Source organism: Maribacter stanieri, from assembly GCF_900112245.1.
GTDB classification, from domain to species: domain Bacteria; phylum Bacteroidota; class Bacteroidia; order Flavobacteriales; family Flavobacteriaceae; genus Maribacter; species Maribacter stanieri.
The window spans coordinates 1,691,199-1,715,060 of the sequence record NZ_FOYX01000001.1; the positions used below are offsets into that span (position 1 = coordinate 1,691,199).

At 35.4% G+C, this 23,862-nt stretch carries 26 protein-coding genes; 19 read left to right on the forward strand and 7 right to left on the reverse strand.

Going from position 1 to position 23,862, the window contains the following annotated elements; all coding sequences use genetic code 11:
- The first annotated feature begins 44 nt into the window (after nt 1-44).
- Nucleotides 45-947: a hypothetical protein gene (locus BM296_RS07220; RefSeq protein ID WP_091902473.1), complete on the forward strand. Its 903-nt coding sequence runs from the start codon at nt 45-47 to the stop codon at nt 945-947.
- On the opposite strand, the gene BM296_RS07225 is transcribed toward BM296_RS07220, so the two are convergent.
- Nucleotides 944-2,221, reverse strand: a complete 1,278-nt coding sequence (locus tag BM296_RS07225; protein WP_027064839.1) for a replication-associated recombination protein A — start codon at nt 2,219-2,221, stop codon at nt 944-946. The two genes, BM296_RS07220 and BM296_RS07225, sit on opposite strands and share 4 nt — an antisense overlap.
- A gap of 138 nt (nt 2,222-2,359) precedes the next feature.
- On the opposite strand from BM296_RS07225, the gene BM296_RS07230 reads away from it, so the two are divergent.
- Nucleotides 2,360-3,103, forward strand: a complete 744-nt coding sequence (locus BM296_RS07230; protein ID WP_091902474.1) for a rhomboid family intramembrane serine protease — start codon at nt 2,360-2,362, stop codon at nt 3,101-3,103.
- Between the two features lie 6 nt (nt 3,104-3,109).
- Here BM296_RS07230 and rlmB read toward each other — a convergent pair whose 3' ends face one another.
- The 6 genes from rlmB to BM296_RS07260 form a co-directional block, all read right to left on the reverse strand.
- A complete protein-coding gene (rlmB, locus tag BM296_RS07235; RefSeq protein ID WP_091902475.1) occupies nt 3,110-3,844 on the reverse strand; it encodes a 23S rRNA (guanosine(2251)-2'-O)-methyltransferase RlmB in 735 nt (244 codons plus the stop codon).
- A 67-nt stretch (nt 3,845-3,911) separates the two neighbouring features.
- Nucleotides 3,912-4,658 (reverse strand): hypothetical protein, encoded by a 747-nt coding sequence (locus BM296_RS07240; RefSeq protein WP_091902476.1) that lies wholly within the window; start codon nt 4,656-4,658, stop codon nt 3,912-3,914.
- Between the two features lie 62 nt (nt 4,659-4,720).
- Entirely contained in the window at nt 4,721-8,086 is a 3,366-nt protein-coding gene (locus BM296_RS07245) for a VCBS repeat-containing protein (protein WP_091902477.1), read from the reverse strand.
- An 87-nt stretch (nt 8,087-8,173) separates the two neighbouring features.
- Complete coding sequence (locus BM296_RS07250) at nt 8,174-9,043, reverse strand: hypothetical protein (RefSeq protein ID WP_091902478.1); 870 nt, start codon at nt 9,041-9,043, stop codon at nt 8,174-8,176.
- Between the two features lie 11 nt (nt 9,044-9,054).
- On the reverse strand, nt 9,055-10,731 hold the full coding sequence (locus BM296_RS07255) for a SusD/RagB family nutrient-binding outer membrane lipoprotein (protein WP_091902479.1): 1,677 nt from the start codon (nt 10,729-10,731) through the stop codon (nt 9,055-9,057).
- A gap of 30 nt (nt 10,732-10,761) precedes the next feature.
- Nucleotides 10,762-14,004, reverse strand: a complete 3,243-nt coding sequence (locus BM296_RS07260; RefSeq protein ID WP_091902480.1) for a SusC/RagA family TonB-linked outer membrane protein — start codon at nt 14,002-14,004, stop codon at nt 10,762-10,764.
- 401 nt (nt 14,005-14,405) lie between these two features.
- On the opposite strand from BM296_RS07260, the gene rpsL reads away from it, so the two are divergent.
- The 17 genes from rpsL to rplE all read left to right on the forward strand — a co-directional run bounded on the left by rpsL (nt 14,406) and on the right by rplE (nt 23,862).
- Nucleotides 14,406-14,780, forward strand: coding sequence for a 30S ribosomal protein S12 (rpsL, locus tag BM296_RS07265; RefSeq protein WP_027064832.1), 375 nt, complete (start codon nt 14,406-14,408; stop codon nt 14,778-14,780).
- A gap of 23 nt (nt 14,781-14,803) precedes the next feature.
- Nucleotides 14,804-15,280, forward strand: a complete 477-nt coding sequence (gene rpsG, locus BM296_RS07270) for a 30S ribosomal protein S7 (protein WP_027064831.1) — start codon at nt 14,804-14,806, stop codon at nt 15,278-15,280.
- A gap of 6 nt (nt 15,281-15,286) precedes the next feature.
- On the forward strand, nt 15,287-17,419 hold the full coding sequence (gene fusA, locus BM296_RS07275; RefSeq protein ID WP_027064830.1) for an elongation factor G: 2,133 nt from the start codon (nt 15,287-15,289) through the stop codon (nt 17,417-17,419).
- 9 nt (nt 17,420-17,428) lie between these two features.
- Complete coding sequence (rpsJ, locus tag BM296_RS07280) at nt 17,429-17,734, forward strand: 30S ribosomal protein S10 (protein ID WP_007094989.1); 306 nt, start codon at nt 17,429-17,431, stop codon at nt 17,732-17,734.
- 144 nt (nt 17,735-17,878) lie between these two features.
- Nucleotides 17,879-18,496 (forward strand): 50S ribosomal protein L3, encoded by a 618-nt coding sequence (gene rplC, locus BM296_RS07285; RefSeq protein ID WP_027064829.1) that lies wholly within the window; start codon nt 17,879-17,881, stop codon nt 18,494-18,496.
- A gap of 5 nt (nt 18,497-18,501) precedes the next feature.
- Entirely contained in the window at nt 18,502-19,134 is a 633-nt protein-coding gene (gene rplD / locus BM296_RS07290; RefSeq protein WP_027064828.1) for a 50S ribosomal protein L4, read from the forward strand.
- A gap of 4 nt (nt 19,135-19,138) precedes the next feature.
- Complete coding sequence (gene rplW / locus BM296_RS07295; RefSeq protein WP_027064827.1) at nt 19,139-19,429, forward strand: 50S ribosomal protein L23; 291 nt, start codon at nt 19,139-19,141, stop codon at nt 19,427-19,429.
- 9 nt (nt 19,430-19,438) lie between these two features.
- A complete protein-coding gene (gene rplB, locus BM296_RS07300; RefSeq protein WP_027064826.1) occupies nt 19,439-20,263 on the forward strand; it encodes a 50S ribosomal protein L2 in 825 nt (274 codons plus the stop codon).
- Between the two features lie 14 nt (nt 20,264-20,277).
- Nucleotides 20,278-20,556: a 30S ribosomal protein S19 gene (gene rpsS, locus BM296_RS07305; RefSeq protein WP_027064825.1), complete on the forward strand. Its 279-nt coding sequence runs from the start codon at nt 20,278-20,280 to the stop codon at nt 20,554-20,556.
- 3 nt (nt 20,557-20,559) lie between these two features.
- Entirely contained in the window at nt 20,560-20,967 is a 408-nt protein-coding gene (gene rplV / locus BM296_RS07310) for a 50S ribosomal protein L22 (RefSeq protein WP_027064824.1), read from the forward strand.
- A gap of 1 nt (nt 20,968) precedes the next feature.
- Nucleotides 20,969-21,685 carry a 30S ribosomal protein S3 gene (gene rpsC, locus BM296_RS07315; RefSeq protein WP_027064823.1) on the forward strand — a complete coding sequence of 239 codons (717 nt, stop codon included), beginning with the start codon at nt 20,969-20,971 and terminating at the stop codon, nt 21,683-21,685.
- Nucleotides 21,686-21,705: 20 nt separating this feature from the next.
- Nucleotides 21,706-22,134: a 50S ribosomal protein L16 gene (gene rplP, locus BM296_RS07320; RefSeq protein WP_027064822.1), complete on the forward strand. Its 429-nt coding sequence runs from the start codon at nt 21,706-21,708 to the stop codon at nt 22,132-22,134.
- A gap of 12 nt (nt 22,135-22,146) precedes the next feature.
- On the forward strand, nt 22,147-22,338 hold the full coding sequence (gene rpmC / locus BM296_RS07325; RefSeq protein WP_027064821.1) for a 50S ribosomal protein L29: 192 nt from the start codon (nt 22,147-22,149) through the stop codon (nt 22,336-22,338).
- A 12-nt stretch (nt 22,339-22,350) separates the two neighbouring features.
- Nucleotides 22,351-22,608 carry a 30S ribosomal protein S17 gene (gene rpsQ, locus BM296_RS07330; RefSeq protein ID WP_027064820.1) on the forward strand — a complete coding sequence of 86 codons (258 nt, stop codon included), beginning with the start codon at nt 22,351-22,353 and terminating at the stop codon, nt 22,606-22,608.
- A gap of 3 nt (nt 22,609-22,611) precedes the next feature.
- Nucleotides 22,612-22,980 (forward strand): 50S ribosomal protein L14, encoded by a 369-nt coding sequence (rplN, locus tag BM296_RS07335; RefSeq protein WP_027064819.1) that lies wholly within the window; start codon nt 22,612-22,614, stop codon nt 22,978-22,980.
- Nucleotides 22,981-22,993: 13 nt separating this feature from the next.
- Nucleotides 22,994-23,308, forward strand: a complete 315-nt coding sequence (gene rplX / locus BM296_RS07340; RefSeq protein WP_091902481.1) for a 50S ribosomal protein L24 — start codon at nt 22,994-22,996, stop codon at nt 23,306-23,308.
- Between the two features lie 2 nt (nt 23,309-23,310).
- Nucleotides 23,311-23,862 (forward strand): 50S ribosomal protein L5, encoded by a 552-nt coding sequence (gene rplE, locus BM296_RS07345; RefSeq protein WP_027064817.1) that lies wholly within the window; start codon nt 23,311-23,313, stop codon nt 23,860-23,862.

The following is a 23,862-nucleotide window of genomic DNA, read 5'->3' on the forward strand; positions in this document are numbered from 1 at the left end:
ATGCTTTTTTCATATATTACCATGAATTTAAAATATAGGTCGTTTTGAAAACAGTTATCGCATTACTATTCACATTTATAGGTTATAGCACTTTTGCACAAACAAATTTAGATGATTATAAATATATCATTGTACCAAAAAAGTTTGATGCCTTTAAAAATATGAACGAATACCAAACAAGTACATTGGTTAAGTATCTATTTACAGGAAAAGATTTTAATGCAGTTTATGATGATAATTTACCTGAGGATTTAAAATTTAATAGGTGCTTAGGGTTGTCTGCAGATATACAAGATGATAGTAGCATGTTTTCTACCAAGACAATTATTAACTTAATTGATTGTAACGATGAAATTGTATTTAGTTCTATGCAGGGTGTAAGCAAAGAGAAGCAATACAAAGAAGCGTATAACGAAGCCATTAGAGAAGCTATGCGTTCGTTTAATGGAATGAACTATACATACAGTGGTAAAAGTGAAAAGAACGAAGCTATAACCGTTGATTTTAGAAATGACGTTAAAAAACTAGATGCATCTAAAGCCGATAAAATAATTCAAATTGAAAAAACTACTGAAGTGGTGAGTTCTCAAAAAGAGCCAACGGTTATTTCAAAAGAAACAGAGAAAACTCAATATTACAAAGACAATACTCCTGTTGAATCTAATATTAAAAAAACAGAAGCTGAGAAGCCTGCTTTTAAAAGTCTAGAGATTAAAAAACCAAGTGCTAAAGATATGTGGTACGCACAAGCTACAGATAATGGTTTTCAGTTAGTAGACAGCACGCCAAAAGTTAGAATGAACTTACTAAAGAGTTCAGCTGACAATGTTTTTATGGCAAAAACCGATACCAAGAATGGTATGGTGTACCAAAAAGAAGGTAATTGGATTTTTGAATATTATGAAAACGATAAATTAATTCAAGAAGAATTAAATATCAAATTCTAAAAATCATATTTCTCTTTCCATCTATTCTTTAAGAAATCGCTAAGTGCTTTTTCACGGGCATTATTACCTGGTTTGTAAAATGTTGTACCTGTGAGTTCTTCAGGTAAAAATTCAGCGTCTACGAAATTGTTCTGGTAGTCGTGGGCATATTTATATTCTTGACCATAACCTAAGTCTTTCATTAGTTTTGTGGGTGCATTTCTTAGCGGAAGCGGTACAGTTAAATTTCCTGTTTGCTTAACTGCTTGTTGTGCTTTTCCAATAGCCATATAACTAGCATTGCTCTTTGCTGAGGTTGCTAAGTAAATGGCACACTGGCTAAGGACTATACGTGCCTCCGGATAGCCAATAGTTGTTACTGCTTGAAAGGTTGTGTTTGCCATTACCAAAGCGGTAGGGTTTGCTAAGCCTATATCTTCAGAAGCGGAAATGAGCATTCTACGGGCTATGAACTTAACATCTTCACCGCCTTCTATCATTCGTGCCAACCAATACACCGCACCATTGGGGTCACTACCTCTGATGGATTTTATAAAAGCCGATATAATATCATAATGCTGCTCACCGGTTTTATCATAAAGAACTGTATTTTTCTGAACTTTTGATAAAACCAATTCATTGGTGATAACAATGTTGTCACTTGCTTCTGAATTAACTACTAGCTCAAAAATGTTTAATAATTTTCTGCCATCACCTCCAGATAAACGTAACAAGGCTTCTGTTTCTTCAAGCTTTATATTTTTAGATTTAAGCAATGAATCTTTCTCCATTGCCCTTTTAATAAGGTTTTCTAAATCATCTTTTCCAAATGCATTTAATACATATACTTGGCAACGAGAGAGTAGTGCTGGTATTACCTCAAAACTTGGGTTTTCTGTAGTAGCTCCAATTAAAGTTACCCAACCTTTTTCTACAGCTGCTAGTAATGAGTCTTGTTGAGATTTACTGAACCTATGTATCTCATCAATAAATAGAATAGGATTTTTTGCGGTAAACAATCCGCCTGCTTGCTTCGCCTTATCAATTACTTCACGAATGTCCTTTACACCACTATTAATTGCACTTAAAATGTAAAAGGGTCTTTTACTTTGTTCCGCAATAATATTGGCTAAAGTAGTTTTGCCGGTACCAGGAGGTCCCCAAAGTATTAGCGAAGGAATGATTCCTCTTTTAATTTGGTGCGTAAGAGAACCTTTTTCACCAACTAAATGGTTTTGACTAATGTATTCATCTAATGTTTTTGGGCGTACGCGTTCTGCTAAAGGTTCGTTCATAGTACAAAAGTATGATAATCTTAAAAGAGAAAATAAAAGTAATGTGCCAATTGATTGTTAAGTAAGGATTTGAATGACAATATGACCAATTTGTAAACGTTGGTAGTATAATTGTAATTCCAATACCAAAACAAGCTCATGTCAGAAATGGGACATTTTAAGTTTTCTAATAAAATATTGGGTATTCCTCTAATGGCCATGATTCTCATATGGGTCGTTTACTGGGTAGAACTTGTTATTGGAGTTAATTTTAATGAAATGGGAGTGAAGCCTAGAACTCTTTTAGGTCTTCGCGGTGTAGTATTGAGTCCGTTTATTCATGGCTCTCTTGAGCATTTATATAACAATACAATTCCCTTGGGTATTCTACTTTCGGCATTATGGTATTTTTATAGGGATGTTGCTTGGAAAGTATTGGTGTATGGTATTTTGTTGTCAGGCTTAATAACTTGGCTAATTGGTAGAACATCTTACCATATTGGAGCAAGTGGATTTATATATGTTCTTGCAAGTTTTATTTTTTTCAAAGGAATTTTTAGTTCTTATTTTAGACTAGTAGCACTTTCATTAATTGTTGTATTTATTTATGGAAGCATGCTCTGGTATATATTTCCTGTGAAAGACGGTATGTCTTGGGAAGGACATTTGGCCGGGTTTCTAACGGGTCTATTTTTAGCGAAGGTTATTAAGGCTAGTATTCCACCAACTAAAAAGTATGAATGGGAAAAAGAGGACTTTAAAGAAGAAGACGACCTCTTTTTAAAGCACTTCGATGAAAATGGAAACTTCAGAGAATTACCAAGTGAAGAAAAGTTAATTGAAGATGATGAATTATCAATAAACTATATCTACAAAGAGAATCGTAAAAGCGATCAGCAATAGGTTATATTACATACGTTGACGAACAGCTTCATATAAAAATACTGCACAAGCAACAGATACATTCAAAGATTCTATTTCGCCAAGTAACGGTAACTTAGCTCTATAGTCCGAAGCCTTTAAAATTGATGGTGTAATACCGCGATCTTCAGCTCCCATAACAATAGCTATAGAATCTGTAAAAGGTATATCATAAACAGAATCATCTGTTTTTTCAGTAGCTGATACGATTTTAATGCCTGATGCCTGTAAATAGAAAACGGCATCTTTTAAATGATCAACTTTTGCGATAGGAACTTTATATGCTGCACCAGCTGATGTCTTAATGGTATCTGCAGTAACGGGGGCTGCACCTTTTTTCTGTACAATGATTCCATCAACTCCAGTGCATTCAGCAGTTCTAATGATGGCGCCAAAATTACGTACATCCGATAGTTGGTCTAACAGTAAAAATAATGAAGGGCCTTCTTTTTCGTTAGCCTTTTCTACTAAATCTTCTAGTGTATGAAATGCAATAGGGGAGATATTTGCAACTGCCCCTTGGTGATTACTTTTGGTTAATCTGTTTAACTTTTCAATTGGTACATAGACCATATTGATTTCGTTACGACGCAATAAACTTTCCAATTCTTTCATAAGGTCTCCTTTAAGACCTTTTTGTAGAAATACCTTGTCTATCTCTTCATTTGAATTGACAGCTTCTATAATGGCTCTTAAGCCATAAATCTGAGTGGTTTTTTGCATGGGGCAAAGGTATAAAAAAACCGCCCAACAATTGTTGGGCGGTTGTAAATCTTAATGGTAAAATATATTAACTGTTTAAATACTCAAAAACCTTTATTAAATCTTGTTTAGATTTAATGTTCAGGTTATTCTCTTTTAAGAAGATTTTCAGCTCTTCTTTTTTAGAGTCATCAACTAGCTTTAATAGTTTGTTGTTTTTCTGAGGAATTTGGTCAATTCTATTGACTCCAGTTTTTTGAAAGTAAAATTCTGTAAATTTTGTAAATCTACTTGGAACGGCTGCTACAAAAGAATTTTGAGCAGGCTGACCTTCGGTAAATTTGACAAGAGTTCTTTCGTATAAATCATACTGACTTCCTTTTTCAATAAGAGATAAGTAACCATTTATTGTTGCTTTCTTGTCCGTTACAAAAGTTTTAAAACTCAATGGCTTGGAATTAATTAGTAAACTAATTTCCTTGTCTTTTACCAATGCTTGATATGCTTCCTCTTCAGAGGCAGTTTTTTTAATTTCAATTTCTTCGTTTAGCGCATTGTATCTATAATATATTGATCCAACTACTTCATCATTGTATTTTAAGACTGTAGGGGCAAAAGTATTAGACGTATAAGGTGAACCTTGAAATTTATCTAAATCTATTTCACGTCTTTTTTGATAAGCTTCATTTACCGGACCTAAGAAATTAGAGATAACGGCCCCAGCTGCTGCATTTTGACTTGCACCACCTAAGTTTGTTGGTACTTGACCAGAGTATTGAGCTTGTAATGTGGTGCTAGCTATAGCTGTAATAGCAAACATTAATATTTTTTTCATGGTGTGGTTGTTTAAGAGGTATAATTTAAATATTTTTTTTAAACCTCTTATCTTCAGGATGTTTAATTTTTTGTTAATTCGAATGTTCTTAATTTATCATTGTTAAAACCAGCAACAAGTATTGTTTGGTCATTGAATTTTATTGATTCCATACTTTTTACATTTCCTCTTAAATAAAGTCCTGTTTTTCCCATTGTTGCAGGAGTGTATCCATCTTTTCCATTAGAAATTAATGCTAGACCAGAAATAGCATCTAATCTGGGTGTTTCTACCTCTGTCTCATAAATGTTGCCAGATATTACACAATCTTCGAATCCATCATTGTTCAAGTCAAACAATGTTATGGCCAAAGTTGGAAATAATTGGCATTCATTTGGTAAAGTGATTTTTTCGAAATTGTTATCGCCTTTATTTAAAAGAAGTATGGAATTAAACTCATTAGCTTCTTTAGAATATGATTCTTTTAATTTTTCTCCATAAATGTCTTCCATAGTGGCATTGGCAAAATCATTATAAGTAGAGAATTTATCTTTTATAAAGGGCATTTGCTGTGAAGAGCATTCTCTGCCTCTAACCGGTACGTAAGTTTCATGATATTTCTTACTAAGAACAACATCATTGATTCCGTTGTTATCAAAATCATTTGCAAATATTTTAAACGGGCTTTCATCGGTTGCTTTAAATTTTATATTTCTACCTACATTTCCTATCAAATAATCTTTTTTACCATCATTATTTATATCGGTCTCTTTTATTTTAAACCACCAGCCTTTGCTATTTAGGTCGGTATTCTCGGTTGCTACAAGTTGAAACTTTCCGTTATGATTTTGAAATAGACCTATAGGTGTCCATTCGCCAACAGCGATGAAATCTTGCCATCCATCATTATTAAAATCTGTTGTAATGATACTGTTGATCAATCCAAAATTTTCAAGATCTGGAGCGATACTTTCTGAGACATTTTTTAATATACCATTGTCATTCTCATAAAGAATTGATGCACTATGTTTTGGGTAATTATGTGGTATTATTCTATTTCCTACTAAAACGTCATTATCCCCATCTTTATCAAAATCAATTATGGTTACAGATTTTCCGCTCTTTGGATATGATTGTAAAACGGGAGTATCTAGTTTCGTAAACTCGCCCTTGCCATCATTTAAATACAATCTATCTGCATAGTACGAAGAACTTTCTCCATACTCATTACCACCACTGACTACATAAAGGTCTAAGTCGCCATCATTGTCAAAATCAAAAAATACAGATTCGGCATCCTCTTTATCTTTATCCTGTTTAAATGAATTAGGTGTTTGGTTTATAAAGCCTTTCTGCGTTTGCAGGTATAGAGTACCTGATTGGCCTGACCCTCCACCTATATATAGATCTTCTCTTCCGTCCCCATTAATATCACCTTTAGCCATAAATGGCCCTGTATTAGATTGTTTGTAGGGTAATAGAATTTCTTGTTCAAAATCATCATACAATGTTTCTTGATGGGTGAAATTAATACTGTACGCTTTTGGTGTTTCAGATTTAAAATAAGAATTAGTTGCTATTAAAGATGAATGCTCATTTATTGTGGCATCCTGTTCTTTGAATATTATAGAAGAGTTGGCTTTAGCATTGTATTTATATGAAACTTTACCGCTAGGCCATTGAATTTTTACTGTGTCAATCAAAGTTGAATTTCCAACGCCAAAATGTGCAGAGTTTGCTTGAGATGACATATAGCCTCTTACTCTTTTAATTTCTTCGTATTGTGTTTTATTATCATGGGATATCGTAATCTTCGCAAATGATTCTGAAGTATTCCCTTGTGCGGTTACTTTTAGGAAATTCCCTAAATTGTTTTCTACAGTTTTGTTCTTGTAAAGAATTGCTTCTTGGTCAATATTGTTAATTATTAAATCAAGATCTCCGTCATTATCAAAATCTCCTTGCGCGGCACCATTGCTAAAGGTAAGATCATCTAAACCCCAGTTGCTACCTACTTCCTTAAAATTTAGATTTCCTTCATTTTTATACATGAGGTTACTAAGACTTTCAGAAGGCATTTCATCATATAGTTGCTGTTTTATGTTATTCGGAATATTGCCTTTATATTTTATTTTAGTTTTATATACTTTATTTTGAAAATCATTGTCCAAAGCATATTTACGATAACCGTTAGTGATGAATACGTCCTTTAATCCATCATTGTTATAATCGGATAATAATACTGACCAGCTCCAATCAGAACTTGCCATTGAGGTTAATTGAGAAATGTTAGAGTAGTGGTTGTTGCCTAAGTTAAGTTGTAGCGAGTTAAACATGTATTGATATTGAAAACCCGCTGTTTTTGTTAAATAATTAAACTTATCTGTGCTCATGGAAGCCATTAATGTTTTCGCTCTAAAATTGTCGTTAGAAGCCATGTCTAAAACAAATATATCTTGTAATTGGTCATTGTTGATATCAGCAATATCTAAACCCATACCGTAAAATGAAACCTGTTGTGTTAAATCTTTTACTGAGTTAATAAAACTACCGTTCTGGTCGTTTAAATAAATGGCATCTGGTAAATAATAATCACTAGAGATATAGATGTCTAAGTACCCATCTGAGTTGATGTCAGAGACGCATAAACCTAAACCAAAAACCGGATTTTCTAAGCCGACTTCTTTTGTAGCATCTATAAATTTACCGTCAACGTTCTTATAGAAGTGACTAGTATTAAAATACTTGGTATCTTCTGTTGTGTTTACCGTTTTAAGAAGTGAAATGGGGTCTAAACCGTATAATTCATTTTCATTCATTACAACACAATCTAAATCGCCGTCTTTGTCATAATCAAAAAAAGCGGATTGTGTGGATATACCTGGATCATCTAATCCTAATTCTTGTGCTTTTTCTGTAAAAGTTAAATCTTTATTATTGATGAATAGAAGATTGTTTCTGTTACTTCTATTATTAGGTCCGCCTTGAGAGATGTAGATGTCTTGCCAACCGTCATTATTAATATCAACGAAGGTTACACCATTACTCCATTTTTTTCCAGTATTAATACCTGAGGATTTAGAAATATCTTCAAATTTAAAATCACCTTTGTTTAAATATAATTTATTTTCAACTTGGTTTCCTGAAAAGATAATATCAAGTAGTCCATCATTATTAATGTCTTCAATACCAACTCCGGCACCGTTGTAGAAGTAGTCAAAATTGAAAACATTGTCATAGGTTTCTACATTTTCTTTTAGATTATTACTGAATGTGATGTTACTAATTTCGCTTGAAATGCTTTCGAAGATTTTGGTATTTGTAGTTTGATTATATGCTATTTGTTCTGAAGAATCTTTTTTTTGATTAGAACATGATAGGGTAATTGATACAAGTATTATTACAATTATCAATCTTGAATCTCCATTTATGTTGAAAAGATGTAGCATATCGCGGGGGGTTAAAAATTAGTTTAAACAAAATAGCTGCCCTAAGTTAAGAGGGCAGCTATTAAATAAAATTAAATATTACTTAGCCTATCCACCACAGATATTCAATGTTTGAATACCAACAGTTGGACTTGGTCCGTCTGAAAGAGCTAGTTCTCCAGTTGGAGCTTCAATTTCATATGTAACTTCACTATCCCAATCACCAGAAGAGAATGCTAATGTAAATTCAGCAGTTCCTTCAGGCACGGTAAATGTTTCTGTTCCAGAAGCACCACTTGCAAGTGTGTAAGAACTTTCTACACCATCTATAACAACATCAATAGATGCGCCATTCCATCCGTCACCATAGCTATCTTCCAATGTAATAGTATATTCACCGGCAACTGGTGCAGGAGGAATACATTTTATAATTGGATTATAGAAGTAAGGTGCGTTAAAGAAAGAACCTGTAATAGTACCTGTACTATCATCATTGGTAAAAGTTCTACCGTCTGTTAAAGTTAATATTAAACGAAATTGAATAGCGTCACCACCATCAAAATCACCTTCAATTAGTCCTAATTGAGATAAAGCATTAGCTAAAGTTGTTTCATAGCTCGCTCTAGGCAATCCAAATTCACCATCAGTAAAATCAGCAGGCAAGAAAGTCTCAATTAGAATTTCATCAACTGTAGAATCACCGTTAGCTTCTGTGTTATCATCAAAGCTAATATATAAATCAACTTTTTCTAATAAATCGCCATCTTCATAGTCTTGCTCTTCAAAAGTAAAACCAAAAGTAGTAGAAGTATCGAAACGATCTAAAATACCGCCTGATTCAATTGTTCTTAAAACAGCACCTCTAGTAGTTTCAGCAAATACTTCATCAATAACCTTACCACCATCGTCATCACATGATGTTATTAGTAGAGAAGAAACACCGATTATAGCGCCTAGTATTTTATTGTTTATTTTCATTTTCTTAATTTTTAGTTAGCAGATGGGAAAGCTGGTCCGGCTGGATTAGTATCCCAAAATACTTGAGTTGATAAATCAGATTTCTGCGAAACATTTGAGTTGGTAATAACCTCTGTTTGAGGATACAAAAATGATCTTGGAAAAGAACCTGGGTTTAGTTCCCAGTTAGGAGCTAAAGTTGTTGGAAAGCCTGTTCTTCTGTAATAGTTGTAAGCTTCAACACCACCACCGTAAAGTGCGATCCAGTATTGTTCAGACAAAATGTTTGTTTGATCATCACCAGAAGCAGCTTCAAAATCAGCAACAATACCTTCTATATAGGTCGTTACATCTTCATCTGAAGGAGCTACAGATAAATCTGCCCCAGAATCTAAAGAACCAAAACTTTGAACTTTAGCAATCGACTTTGTCATACCAGCTTCTAAAAATGTTGCTTTTACTGCTGCTGAAGTTGCTACTTCCGCTTGCCAAAAATCTACATAAGATGCTAAGATGATTGGCTCGATACCACCGCCTCCGCCACCAAGGCCAAGACCAACAACATCAAAACTACTATCATCGAATCTACCTCCGGCAGGATATACACCAGCTGCAGTTTTTTGGAAACCATCTGGTGGGCCTCCTTCATTATTACCGTGAGATCTACCCCAGTATCCATTATCTACTGAACAGTAAACAAATCCTTCATAATGAGCTGGTGGTATTGCTAGTGAACATGCTAGTAATTCCTCATTTGGCGGTACGTCTTGCGCACCTGGTGTTTCACTTTCTTGACGATAGAAATAGTATCTAATTCTAGGGTCATTCTTCACTAACATGTTATTCATTAACCAGTTGTTCTGATATAAATTAGCACCACTACTAGTATAATCGTCGTTGTAATCTGGGTGACGCGTATCTGGTTGTAATTCTCTTGTGCCATATTGCCATTGAAAATCATCTGCTGTTTCAGCAATGTAATCGCCACCTGCAATAATTGAGTTAAAAGTACTTGTGTCCCCTGTCGTAACAGCAGCTTTTAATCTTATTGTATTGATTAATTTAATCCAGTTTTCAGTGTCACCACCATAGAAAAAATCTACACCACCTTGTAATGCTGGATCAGCAGCAAACAATGCTTCAGCTTCGGTTAGCAATGCTAATGCACCTGCGTAAACATCTTGACCATCATCTAATAAAGGAGCAGGGAACTCAGCAGGGTTACCTGCTTGACTCAAAGTAGCTTTCCCTAAATAATCGGTAACTAATAAAAGCATGTGTGCTTTTAAAGTTTGACCTACAGCAATATGAAATGAGAAATCTGTATCAGATTCAGCATCAATCGTTTTTAGGTTTTCAACATTTGGAAAAATACCTAAGTCAACAGTGTTAGTGAAAACATCGTTATTTCCATCTGTGCTACTGTAAAGACGTTCCCAAATGTCATCAAAAGTATCACCTGGGTAAGTGTTAAAGTAGTTACGACCGTTCATGTAGTCAATTCTGGTTAACTCAGAACCAATATCATTTATTTCGTACATGTTGGCTACATAAGCTAACTGAATAGAATTTAATAGCAAATTTGGATCTGCTTGATCTGCTGCCAAATCATTAGGGCTAGTCCTAAGATCTAGGTCTGTTGTTTCACAAGAGTTTAATAGCACTCCTGCGGTAAAAACAACGGTTATATATTTAATTATTTTTTTCATAATATTTCTATTAATTAAGATTAGCAATTTTTAAAAGGTTGCTTTAATACTAAGTCCATATCTTCTAGAACTAGGACCATTTAAAAAGTCAAAACCTTGAGAGTTACCAACACCAGCACCTTGAATGTTAGGGTCAAAGTTCGCACCTTTTGGTGTATTGTAAGCATCATACCACAAGTTGAAACCTTGAGCAGTAATTGTCAAAGATCCAAAAGGAGTTCTTTCTAATGACTTAGCAGGGAAAGTATAGCCTAAAGAAAGTTCTTGTAAACGAACTACAGAAGCATCATAAACTTTCAATTCTGTTGGTCCGAATAAAATATTGTTGAAGTAGTAAGTAGAGTTGTTGATCTGCTTATTGTTTACTTCACCAGTACTTTGAGAAACTCCTGGAAGAATATATGTATTCTCTCTATCTAAAGTTTCGGTAATTAAACCTCTACCTAACAAAGTACCAATAGTGTTAGAAACAATATCACCACCTTTTATATGACTGATCTGAAAACCTAAATTCCAATTTTTATAAGAAAAAGAGTTAATTACGTTCATTACAAAGTCAGGGTTTGGATTACCAATAATTGGAACATTACCATTAGCGTCAACTTCTGTAGTAACATAATCACCACCATCATCAACTAAGAAATTTCCATCAGCATCTCTTGCAATTGCATCACCTACAATTACACCTAATTGCTCACCTTTTATAGCGGCATTACCACCAACAGATAATGTAGAACTACCAGCATATATAATGATATCTTGTTCTTGCTCTGTTACAGTAAATTTGTTTTTAGTAAAGTTTGCTCTTGAATTCCAGTTAAATCCACTTGAAGAATCGCTTCTAAACCAGTCAATTCCTAAATCAATTTCAATACCATCACCTTCTATTTTACCAACATTACTTTGTGTGAAAGTAAAACCAGTTGAAGGAGAAAGAGGCTCTCTTACGATAAGATCTTTTGTAGTTCTATCAAAATAAGTGAAATCTAAAGAAACTCTATTGTCTATGAATTTAGATTCGAAACCAACTTCAAATTCAGAAAGTAATTCTGGCTTTAAATCTGGATTTGCTTTAAATCCGGCAACTTGATTTGTTGTTACACCACCATCATCACCAAAAACCTGTGTATTCTGCTCAATAACACTTACCGTTGGGTAAGCTGTTGGGAATGTTGCAGATTGTCCTAAGCCAGCTCTTAACTTTAAGAAGTTAAGTCCATTTTGAGATTTAAGTCCAGGCCAAGCAGCAGTTGGCAAGAAAGATGCACTTGCACTTGGGTAAGTTTGGCTATTGTTCTCTGTAATAAGGTTAGAAACCCAATCCGTTCTAGTAGATGCAGTTAAGAATAACATGTTGTCATAATCTAAAGTAACTTGACCTAATAGACCTGCAATGTTTCTTGTCTCAGAATATTGAATTGGAGATTGGTTAGCATAGTTAAAGTGTCTTTGTATATCAAATACAATCTGACCTGTACTAGCAACACCTTGCTGATCAAATGATGTAGATCTAGAAGTTGCACCTACGTTAAATGTCATACCTAATTTCTCTGATAAATCATAATTACCATTTAAGGCTAAATAGTGATCCCAGATAGTATTATTGTTATCATATGTATTTAAGAAACCGAATATGGCACTTGTAAATTCTACACCACCCTTGTTAGAGTATTGTTCGTTTCTTTCATTGTAGTAATCTAAACCAGCTCTATAAGTAACATTAAGATTGTCGTTAATGTCATATTGCATTGCTGCATTCCAAAATACACGAGTAGTCAATTGAGAGTACTTAGCATTGTTTGCAGTCCAACGAGGGTTTATTATATCGTTACCATTTCTATAGTAAACACTAGAACCGTCAATTGGATTCTGGTAAGGTAAACCTAATAAATCAACACTTCTTGGTGTAAAGTAGATGTTACCGAAAATTGAAAGTCCAGTAGTACCGTTACCTTCACTAGCTGCAATTGGAGGTGAGCTATAATCAGTTCTAGAGTAGTTCATTGCTCCAGATACCGTAAATCTATTTGATAATTTAGATCTACCACCTATAGATACGTTAGCTCTTGTTAAACCGTTTCCTGGAATAAAAGATTCGTCATCTAAATAACCGAAGTTAGCATTGAAAGTAGTGTTACCATCTTCAGAAGCACCGTTTATGTTAACAGAAGTAGAACTTACTGAACCTGGTTTGAAATAATTCTCAACTGAGTTGTAAGGTTTCCAGTCATATCTTGCACCTTGAAATTCAGGAAATGCTTCTCTTGTAGCTGCTACTGCTGTAGTGCTATAAGGATGTTCTAGAGTACCATTTGCATCAATAGAGGCTTGTCTTCCCCAACCGGAAAGACCGCTTTCTTCAAAGCTAGGACCCCAGTTACTAAAGAACCAGCCAAAGGCTTGGTCAAAACCATTACCATATTCATCTTGATAATCTGGTAATGAAGCAAATTCATTAACGAAGTAAGATTGATTAACAGTTATTTCTGTTTTTTTCTTTCCACCAACAGCAGAACCTGCTTTTGTAGTAATAAGAATAACACCGTTTTTACCTTGAGAACCATAAAGAGTTGCTGCTGCAAGACCTTTTAATACTTCAATTTTTGCAATGTTGTTTGGATCTAAATCTAAAAATCTAGAAGAACCAGTATTACCTGTTAAGAAGTTAGAACCGCTACCGTTTGTGTCTTGTGCATTAGTATCACTACTAAATGGTACACCATCAACAACGAAAAGAGCTTGGTTACTTCCACTAAAGGAACTTAAACCCCTAACAACAACGTTAGTTGCAGAACCAGACATACCACCAGCGGCAGTAATCTGAACACCAGAGGCTTTACCAGATAATACACGGGCAACATCACCTTCTGAACGAGATTCTAAATCTTTTTCGTCTACAGATGATACTGCGAAACCTAAAGCTTTCTTCTCACGCTTAATACCTTGAGCGGTTACAACCACTTCTTCCAGTGCTTGTGCATCTTCTTCCATTTGCACACTTACCGTACTACCGGCACCGACCGATTTTCTTACGGCTTTCTGACCGATGTAAGTAAATAATAATGTTTCGCCTTGTGCGGCCATAATGGAATAGTTACCATCAAAATCTGTTTGAGTACCTGTAGTGGTACCTTCAACTACAATGTTAACCCCGGGCAAAGGAAGCCCTCCCTGATCAGTAACCGTACCGGATACTGTTTTTTGCTGTGCAAAAGAAATATGCACAACTAACGCTAAAAGTAGCGTTAACAATCCATTTAGTTTTGTTCTCATTTTTAAATTATTTGAATTAGCTAGCGACAAACTTCACAATAATGTGTTAATAATGCAAGATAATTTTAATAAAATTTTAAGAACTCGTGATAAAATTGGAAGTTACAGATTAAACACGATCCATATTTAAAGTTATATAATTCAACACCGTTTTTTTTGTCATATTCATAATTCTTCAATATTTGTCTAAAAAACCTGCATTTAATTCAACTCAAAAAACGTATGGGGATTTGTTGATTTTACAAATCGTTAATGATGTTTTAACAAGTATGATTTTTACGGTAAAACGAGGAGAATTAAAAAAAAATGAAAATAAATGTAACTTGGTTTGAATTTTACTTAAATATTACTACATTTGCCGACCCTTAAAGTAGGGGTAATTTTTTATATATCATTATAGTATGCCAACAATATCACAATTAGTACGAATAGGAAGAGAGACGATTACTAAGAAGAGTAAATCGGCTGCTTTGGATTCGTGTCCTCAAAGAAGGGGTGTTTGTACACGTGTTTATACTACCACACCTAAGAAGCCAAATTCAGCTATGAGAAAAGTAGCAAGGGTTAGGTTAACAAATGGTAAGGAAGTGAATGCTTACATTCCAGGAGAGGGTCACAATTTGCAAGAGCACTCGATAGTATTAGTAAGAGGCGGAAGAGTTAAAGATTTACCAGGAGTTAGGTATCATATTGTACGTGGTGCATTGGACACAGCAGGTGTGGCCGGTAGAACACAACGTAGATCTAAATATGGTGCTAAACGCCCTAAAAATTAATTAAACTTGTTTAAAAGGAAGTAATGAGAAAAAGACAGGCAAAGAAAAGACCACTTTTACCAGATCCAAGATTTAATGATCAATTGGTGACACGTTTCGTCAATATGATGATGTGGGATGGTAAAAAATCAGTTGCTTTTGGTGTTTTTTACGATGCAATAGATATCGTAGATGCTAAAAAAACTGATGAAGAAAAAACAGCTTTAGAGCTTTGGAAGGATGCGTTGAGTAATGTTATGCCTCACGTTGAAGTTAGAAGTAGAAGAGTTGGTGGTGCAACATTTCAAATTCCAATGCAGATCAGACCGGACAGAAAAATATCAACAGCTATGAAGTGGTTGATTAGTTATGCAAGAAAGCGTAATGAGAAAGGGATGGCTCAAAAATTGGCTGGAGAAATTTTAGCAGCAGCAAAAGAAGAAGGAGCGGCTGTTAAGAAGAGAGTCGATACGCACAAGATGGCTGAGGCTAACAAAGCATTTTCGCACTTTAGATTCTAAATAGAAATGGCAAGAGATTTAAAATTTACAAGAAATATAGGTATTGCTGCGCACATTGATGCTGGTAAAACTACGACAACAGAGCGTATTCTTTTTTATACGGGTGTTAGTCATAAAATAGGTGAAGTTCATGATGGTGCTGCTACTATGGACTGGATGGAGCAAGAGCAGGAAAGAGGTATTACTATTACTTCTGCTGCTACTACTTGTACTTGGAAGTTTCCTTTAGAGAATGCAAAGGAGCTTGATAATACTAAGGATTATCACTTTAATATAATAGATACACCGGGGCACGTTGATTTTACTGTAGAGGTAAATAGATCATTACGTGTTTTGGATGGTTTGGTTTTCTTGTTTAGTGCGGTTGATGGTGTTGAGCCTCAATCAGAAACTAACTGGAGATTGGCTGATAACTATAAGGTTCCAAGAATTGGTTTTGTGAACAAGATGGACCGTCAAGGTTCTAACTTCCTTATGGTTTGTAAGCAAGTTAAGGAAATGTTGGGTTCTAATGCAGTTCCAATTGTACTTCCTATCGGTGACGAAGCTGATTTTAGAGGTATAGTTGATTTAGCTAAGAACAGAGCAATTACATGGCACGAAGAAGGTTTTGGTGCTACTTTTGATGTAATTGACATTCCTGAGGATATGAAAGCCGAAGTTAAGGAGTATAGAGCTGCCTTAATTGAAGCTGTTGCAGAATATGATGAGGAGTTGATGGAGAAATTCTTCGAAGATGAAGATTCTATCACTGAAGATGAAGTGCATGCTGCTTTAAGAGCTGCTGTTATGGATCGTGCAATCATTCCAATGATATGTGGTTCTTCATTTAAGAATAAGGGTGTTCAGTTTTTATTGGATGCTGTATGTAGATATTTACCTTCGCCTGTAGATAAAGAGGCGATTGAGGGAACTAACCCTGATACAGGTGAGGTTGAAAAACGTAAGCCTAGTGTAAAAGAGCCTTTTGCGGCTTTGGCTTTTAAAATTGCTACTGATCCTTTTGTTGGAAGATTGGCATTTTTTAGAACATACTCTGGTCGTTTAGATGCTGGTTCTTATATATTGAATAACCGTTCAGGTAAAAAAGAACGTATTTCACGTATTTATCAAATGCACTCTAATAAACAAAATGCTATTGATTATATCGAAGCGGGTGATATTGGTGCGGCTGTAGGTTTCAAGGATATTAAGACTGGTGATACCATGTCTGATGAAAAGCATCCAATTGTATTGGAGAGCATGGATTTCCCTGAGCCAGTTATTGGTATTGCTGTTGAGCCTAAAACTAAGGCAGACGTTGATAAGTTAGGTATGGCTTTGGCTAAATTGGCTGAAGAGGATCCAACTTTCCAGGTGAAAACTGATGAAGCTTCAGGGCAAACAATTATATCTGGTATGGGTGAGCTTCACTTAGATATTATTGTTGACCGTTTAAGAAGAGAGTTCAAGGTTGAAGTAAACCAAGGTGAACCACAAGTAGAATACAAAGAAGCATTAACTAAAACGGCATCTCACAGAGAAACTTATAAAAAGCAATCTGGTGGTCGTGGTAAATTTGGTGATATTGTATTTGAGATGGGTCCTGCTGATGAGGATTTCAAAGGAGAAGGTCTTCAGTTTGTTGATGAGATAAAAGGTGGTCGTATACCAAAGGAATTCATTCCATCTGTAGAAAAAGGTTTCAATGTTGCTATGCAAAACGGACCTTTGGCTGGATATGAAATGGATACAATGAAAGTTGTACTTAAGGATGGATCTTTCCACGCTGTGGATTCTGATGCACTTTCTTTCGAATTAGCTGCAAAAATGGGGTATAAAGCTGCTGGTAAGGCTGCTGGTGCCGTTATCATGGAGCCGATTATGAAATTGGAAGTTATCACCCCAGAAGAAAACATGGGTGATATCGTGGGAGATTTAAATAGACGTAGAGGTACTATTGGTGATATGAGTGATAGAGCTGGTGCCAAAGTTGTTAAAGGTACTGTTCCATTATCTGAAATGTTCGGATATGTAACATCTCTTAGAACTTTATCTTCAGGACGTGCTACTTCAACAATGGAATTTTCACACTATGCAGAAACTCCTTCTAATATTTCAGAAGAAGTTATTAAGGCAGCAAAAGGTATAACAGCATAAATTTAGGACATGAGTCAGAAAATTAGAATAAAACTAAAATCTTACGATCACAATTTAGTGGATAAATCTGCTGAAAAGATTGTAAAAACGGTAAAGACTACCGGTGCTGTTGTAACAGGACCAATTCCTTTACCTACGCATAAAAAGATATTTACAGTTTTGCGTTCACCTCACGTGAATAAAAAATCAAGAGAGCAGTTCCAATTAAGTTCTTATAAGAGATTATTGGATATCTATAGCTCTTCATCTAAAACTATTGATGCACTTATGAAGCTAGAGCTTCCAAGTGGTGTAGAAGTAGAGATTAAGGTGTAATTAATTGTCTAGCTCATTTATGGGCTAGACTACATGTCCTAAGCTGCGTGCGAGGGAAAAACGGAAAAAATAATTTAGGGTTAAATTATTTTGACCCTATTTTTTTGTAAAGAATTTAATAAGTAATAATTAATATAAATAAGTATGTCTGGGTTAATAGGAAAGAAAGTAGGCATGACCAGTATTTTTGACGAGAATGGAAAGAACATTCCATGTACCGTTATACAAGCTGGCCCATGTGTAGTTACCCAAGTCAGAACCGAAGAGGTCGACGGGTATAGTGCCCTTCAACTTGGTTTCGATGACAAGGCAGAAACTCGTGCTAATAAGGCTGAATTAGGCCATTTTAAAAAAGCAGGTGCTTCTCCTAAGAAAAAGGTCGTTGAGTTCCAAGATTTTGAAGGTGATTTTAAATTAGGTGACACCGTAGGTGTAGATGTTTTTACTGAAGGTCAATTCGTAGATGTTATTGGTACATCTAAGGGTAAAGGTTTTCAAGGTGTTGTTAAACGTCACGGTTTTGCAGGGGTTGGTCAGGCAACTCACGGTCAGCATAACAGACTTAGAGCTCCTGGTTCTATTGGTGCTGCATCATATCCAGCAAGAGTATTCAAGGGTATGAAGATGGCTGGTAGAATGGGTACTGATCGTGTAACGGTTCAGAACCTTAGGGTTTTAAAAGTAGTTCCAGAGAAGAATCTTTTAGTAGTAAAAGGTTGTGTTCCGGGCCATAAGAATGCTTATGTAACTATACAAAGGTAGATGTAATGAAAATAGCAGTTTTAGATATTAAAGGAAAAGACACAGGTAGAAAGGCAAACCTTTCTGATGATGTTTTCGCTATAGAGCCTAATGATCACGCAGTTTACTTAGATGTTAAGCAATATTTAGCTCATCAAAGACAAGGAACGCACAAAGCTAAAGAAAGAGCTGAGATCGCTGGTAGTACTAGAAAGATTAAAAAACAAAAAGGTACGGGTACTGCAAGAGCAGGTAGTATTAAATCGCCAATCTTTAGAGGTGGTGGTAGAATATTTGGACCTAGACCTAAAGATTATACTCAGAAGTTAAATAAAAACTTGAAGCGTTTAGCAAGAAAATCTGCATTGTCTTTGAAGACAAAAGAAAATGCAATTTTAGTAGTTGAAGACTTCGATTTTGATACTCCAAAAACTAAAGATTTTATCGAAGTTTTGAAGACCTTAGGTCTTGAAAATAAAAAGTCTTTAATAGTGTTGGGTGATTCAAATAAAGGTGTATATTTGTCTTCGCGTAATTTTAAAGGCTCAGAAGTTATAACTAACTCAGAATTAAGTACTTACAAAATTCTTCATGCTAATAGTGTGGTATTGTTAGAGAGCTCTTTAGAGGGGATTGAATCGAATTTAAATAAACAATAATATCATGAGTGTGTTAATAAAACCAATTATAACGGAGAAAATGACTGCTGATAGCGAGTTGAATAACCGTTATGGATTCGTAGTTAACCCTAAGGCTAATAAGTTGCAGATTAAAGATGCAGTTGAAGCTACTTATGGTGTTTCTGTGAAGAAGGTTCGTACAATGAATTACGGTCCATCAAGAAAATCCAGATATACAAAAACTGGTGTACAACATGGTAAAACAAATGCTATTAAAAAAGCAATTGTTGATGTAGTAGAAGGTGATATTATCGATTTTTACAGTAATCTATAAAGACAAGAAATGTCAGTTAGAAAATTAAAACCAATCACTCCAGGACAGCGTTTTAGAGTAGTAAATGGATTTGACGCCATTACTGCTGATAAGCCGGAGAAAAGCTTGCTTGCTCCGTTAAAAAAGTCTGGAGGTAGAAACAGTCAAGGAAAGATGACCATACGCCAAAAAGGTGGAGGTCATAAAAGAAGGTATCGTGTAATAGATTTTAAGAGAGATAAGCAAGATGTACTTGCTACTGTTAAGTCTATTGAATACGATCCAAATAGAACTGCATTTATTGCTCTTTTGGAATATGCGGATGGCGAAAAGCGTTATGTTGTAGCTCAAAACGGATTGCAGGTTGATCAACAGATTTCATCTGGATTAACTGTTGCTCCTGAGATAGGGAACGCAATGCCTTTGAGTGAAATTCCTCTAGGAACTATAATTTCATGTATTGAGTTAAGACCTGGTCAAGGTGCTATTATGGCGCGTAGCGCAGGTACTTTTGCTCAACTTATGGCAAAGGACGGTAAGTTCGTTACTGTTAAGATGCCATCTGGTGAAACAAGATTAATTCTTTCAGGTTGTATGGCTACTATTGGTGCTATATCTAACTCGGATCATCAATTACTGGTATCAGGTAAAGCTGGTAGAAGTAGATGGTTGGGTAGAAGACCAAGAACTAGACCGGTAGCTATGAACCCTGTCGATCACCCAATGGGTGGTGGTGAAGGTAGAGCTTCAGGTGGTCATCCAAGATCGAGAAATGGAATTCCTGCTAAAGGATTCAGAACTCGTTCTAAGACCAAGAGCACCAACAAGTATATAATAGAACGTAGAAAGAAATAAAAAAGTAGAAAGAAATGGCACGTTCACTAAAAAAAGGACCTTACGTTCACTATAGTTTGGAGAAGAAAATCCAACAAAGTGTTTCATCCGGAAAAAAAGCGGTAATCAAAACTTGGTCTAGAGCCTCTATGATTACACCTGATTTTGTAGGAATGACGATAGCGGTTCACAACGGAAAACAATTTGTACCTGTTTTTGTAACAGAAAACATGGTAGGACATAAACTTGGGGAATTTTCACCAACTAGATCTTTTAGAGGTCATGCAGGTGCGAAAAACAAAGGAAAAAAGTAAGCTATGGGAGTTCGTAAAAAACAGATGGCCGAAAGAATAAAGGCTGAGAAGAAAAAGGTAGCTTTCGCTAAGTTGAATAACTGTCCTACTTCACCTAGAAAGATGCGTTTGGTTGCTGATTTAATTCGTGGTGTAAAGGTAGAGCAAGCTTTAGCTATTTTAAGGTTCAATCCTAAAGAAGCTTCTAGAAAGTTGGAGAAATTATTACTTTCAGCTTTGGCTAATTGGCAGGCAAAAAATGAAGAGGCAAGTGTAGAAGATGCTGATTTAATTGTAGCTGAGATTAGAGTAGATAGTGGTGCAATGCTTAAGAGATTGCGTCCAGCTCCACAAGGTAGAGCACATAGAATTAGAAAACGTTCAAACCATGTAACTTTGGTATTGGGGTCAAAAAATATAACAGAAAACTAGGATGGGACAGAAAACAAATCCAATAGGAAATCGTCTAGGAATCATTAGAGGTTGGGAATCTAACTGGTATGGTGGTAACGATTACGGAGATAAATTGGCTGAGGATGATAAAATACGAAAGTATATTCATGCAAGACTTTCTAAAGCTAGTGTTTCTAGAGTTATAATAGAACGTACTCTTAAATTAATCACAGTTACAGTAACCACTGCGAGACCTGGTATTATTATCGGTAAAGGTGGTCAGGAAGTTGATAAACTTAAGGAAGAATTGAAAAAAATCACCAATAAGGAGGTTCAGATCAATATCTTTGAAATAAAAAGACCTGAGCTTGATGCTAACTTAGTTGCAGCAAGTGTAGCTCGTCAAATTGAAAGTAGAATTTCTTTTAGAAGAGCAATAAAAATGGCAATCGCTGCAGCAATGCGTATGAATGCTGAAGGAATAAAGATTCAGATCTCTGGTAGATTGAATGGTGCTGAAATGGCTCGTTCGGAATCTTATAAAGATGGTAGAATTCCATTATCTACTTTTAGAGCTGATATTGATTATGCTCTACAAGAAGCTCAAACTACATATGGTAAACTTGGTATTAAAGTTTGGATTATGAAAGGTGAGGTATATGGTAAAAGAGATTTATCTCCATTAGTAGGAATGCAAAAGGATTCTTCTAAAGGTGGTAAGCAAGAAGGTGGAAGAAAACAACGTCGTAGAAAGTAATTTTTTAAAGAACTAAAGTAATGTTACAACCGAAAAGAACAAAGTTCCGTAAAATGCAGAAAGGCCGTATGAAAGGTCTTGCTGGGAGAGGACACCAACTTTCAAATGGTATGTTCGGTATAAAGAATGTTGATGATGCTACATTTTTGACTTCACGCCAGATAGAAGCTGCTCGTATTGCTGCTACTAGATTCATGAAGAGGGAAGGTCAATTGTGGATTAAAATATTTCCAGACAAGCCGATTACCAAAAAGCCATTAGAAGTACGTATGGGTAAAGGTAAAGGTGCACCAGAATATTTCGTAGCCGTGGTAAAACCAGGTAGAATTATGTTCGAAGTGGCCGGAGTTCCTATGGAAGTAGCAAAAGAAGCTTTAAGATTAGCGGCTCAAAAACTTCCTGTTAAAACAAAATTCATTGTAGCTCGAGATTACGAGGGCGGAAATTAAACGTAAGGAATAATGAAAAAACAAGAGATTAAAGAAATGTCTGTGGAAGGACTTACGGAGAAATTTGCCGAGTACAAGAAGCAACATGCAGATTTGAAAATGGCACATTTTGTAACTCCGTTAGAAAATCCACTTCAGATTAGAAAAGTAAGGAGAACGGTAGCAAGATTAGCCACTGAATTAACTAATAGGGAAAACCAATAATTGGTGGGCTTTATGGAGAAAAGAAATTTAAGAAAAGAGAGAGTAGGAGTTGTCACTAGTAATAAAATGGAGAAGTCTATTGTTATTGCTGAAGTGAAAAGAGTAAAACATCCTATGTACGGAAAGTTCGTTTTGAAGACAAAGAAATATGTTGCACATGACGAAAAGAACGATTGTAACATTGGTGATACTGTAAAGATCATGGAGACTCGTCCTATGAGTAAAACCAAATGTTGGAGATTAGTAGAAATCTTAGAAAGAGCTAAATAAGTTATGTTACAGCAAGAATCTAGATTAAAAGTAGCGGATAACACCGGAGCAAAGGAAGTTTTAACTATCCGTGTTCTTGGTGGTACCAAAAGAAGGTATGCTTCAATAGGTGACAAAATTGTTGTTACGGTTAAAGAAGCTACTCCGAACGGAGGTATCAAGAAAGGTGCGGTTTCAACTGCTGTTGTAGTTCGTACTAAGAAAGAGGTTAGAAGACCTGATGGGTCTTATATCAGATTTGATGATAACGCTTGTGTGTTATTGAATCCTGCCGGAGAAATGAGAGGAACTCGTGTTTTTGGACCTGTAGCAAGAGAGCTTAGGGATAAGCAGTTCATGAAGATTGTATCATTGGCCCCAGAGGTATTATAATATAACGGACAAGATGAAAAAGTTAAAAATCAAAACAGGAGATACGGTAAGAATTACCGCTGGTGACCATAAGGGAACCGAAGGTAAAGTGATGCGTGTTGATCTTGAGAAAAATAAAGCCATCGTTGAAGGTGCCAATATGGTATCTAAACATGAGAAGCCTAGTGCTAAGAACCCTCAAGGTGGTATTGTAAAAAAAGAAGCTTTAATCCACATTTCTAACTTGGCTCTAATCGACGGTAAATCTGGCGATACAACTAGAGTAGGTTACGAAATAAAGGATGGTAAAAAAGTTAGGGTTTCCAAAAAATCCAATGAAGTAATTTAGTTATGGCATACGTTGCAAGATTAAAGAAAGAGTATAAGGAGCGAATAGTAGCTGCCCTTACCGAAGAGTTTGGTTACAGTAATGTAATGCAGGTTCCTAAGTTAGAGAAGATAGTAATGAGTAGAGGTGTAGGAGCTGCTGTTGCTGACAAGAAACTTATTGACCATGCAATAGATGAAATGACTATGATTACTGGTCAAAAAGCCGTTGCTACTATGTCTAAGAAAGATGTTGCTGCCTTTAAGTTAAGAAAAGGCATGCCAATTGGTGCAAAAGTTACCTTAAGAGGTGAGCGTATGTACGAATTTTTAGATCGTTTGGTGACTTCAGCATTACCTCGTGTTAGAGATTTTCAAGGTATTAAGGCTACAGGTTTTGATGGTCGTGGAAATTATAACTTGGGTGTTACTGAGCAAATAATATTTCCTGAAGTTAATATTGATAAAATCAATAGAATTAACGGTATGGATATTACCTTTGTAACTTCTGCGGGAACTGACAAAGAAGCAAAATCATTATTAACAGAATTAGGTTTACCTTTTAAAAAGAATTAG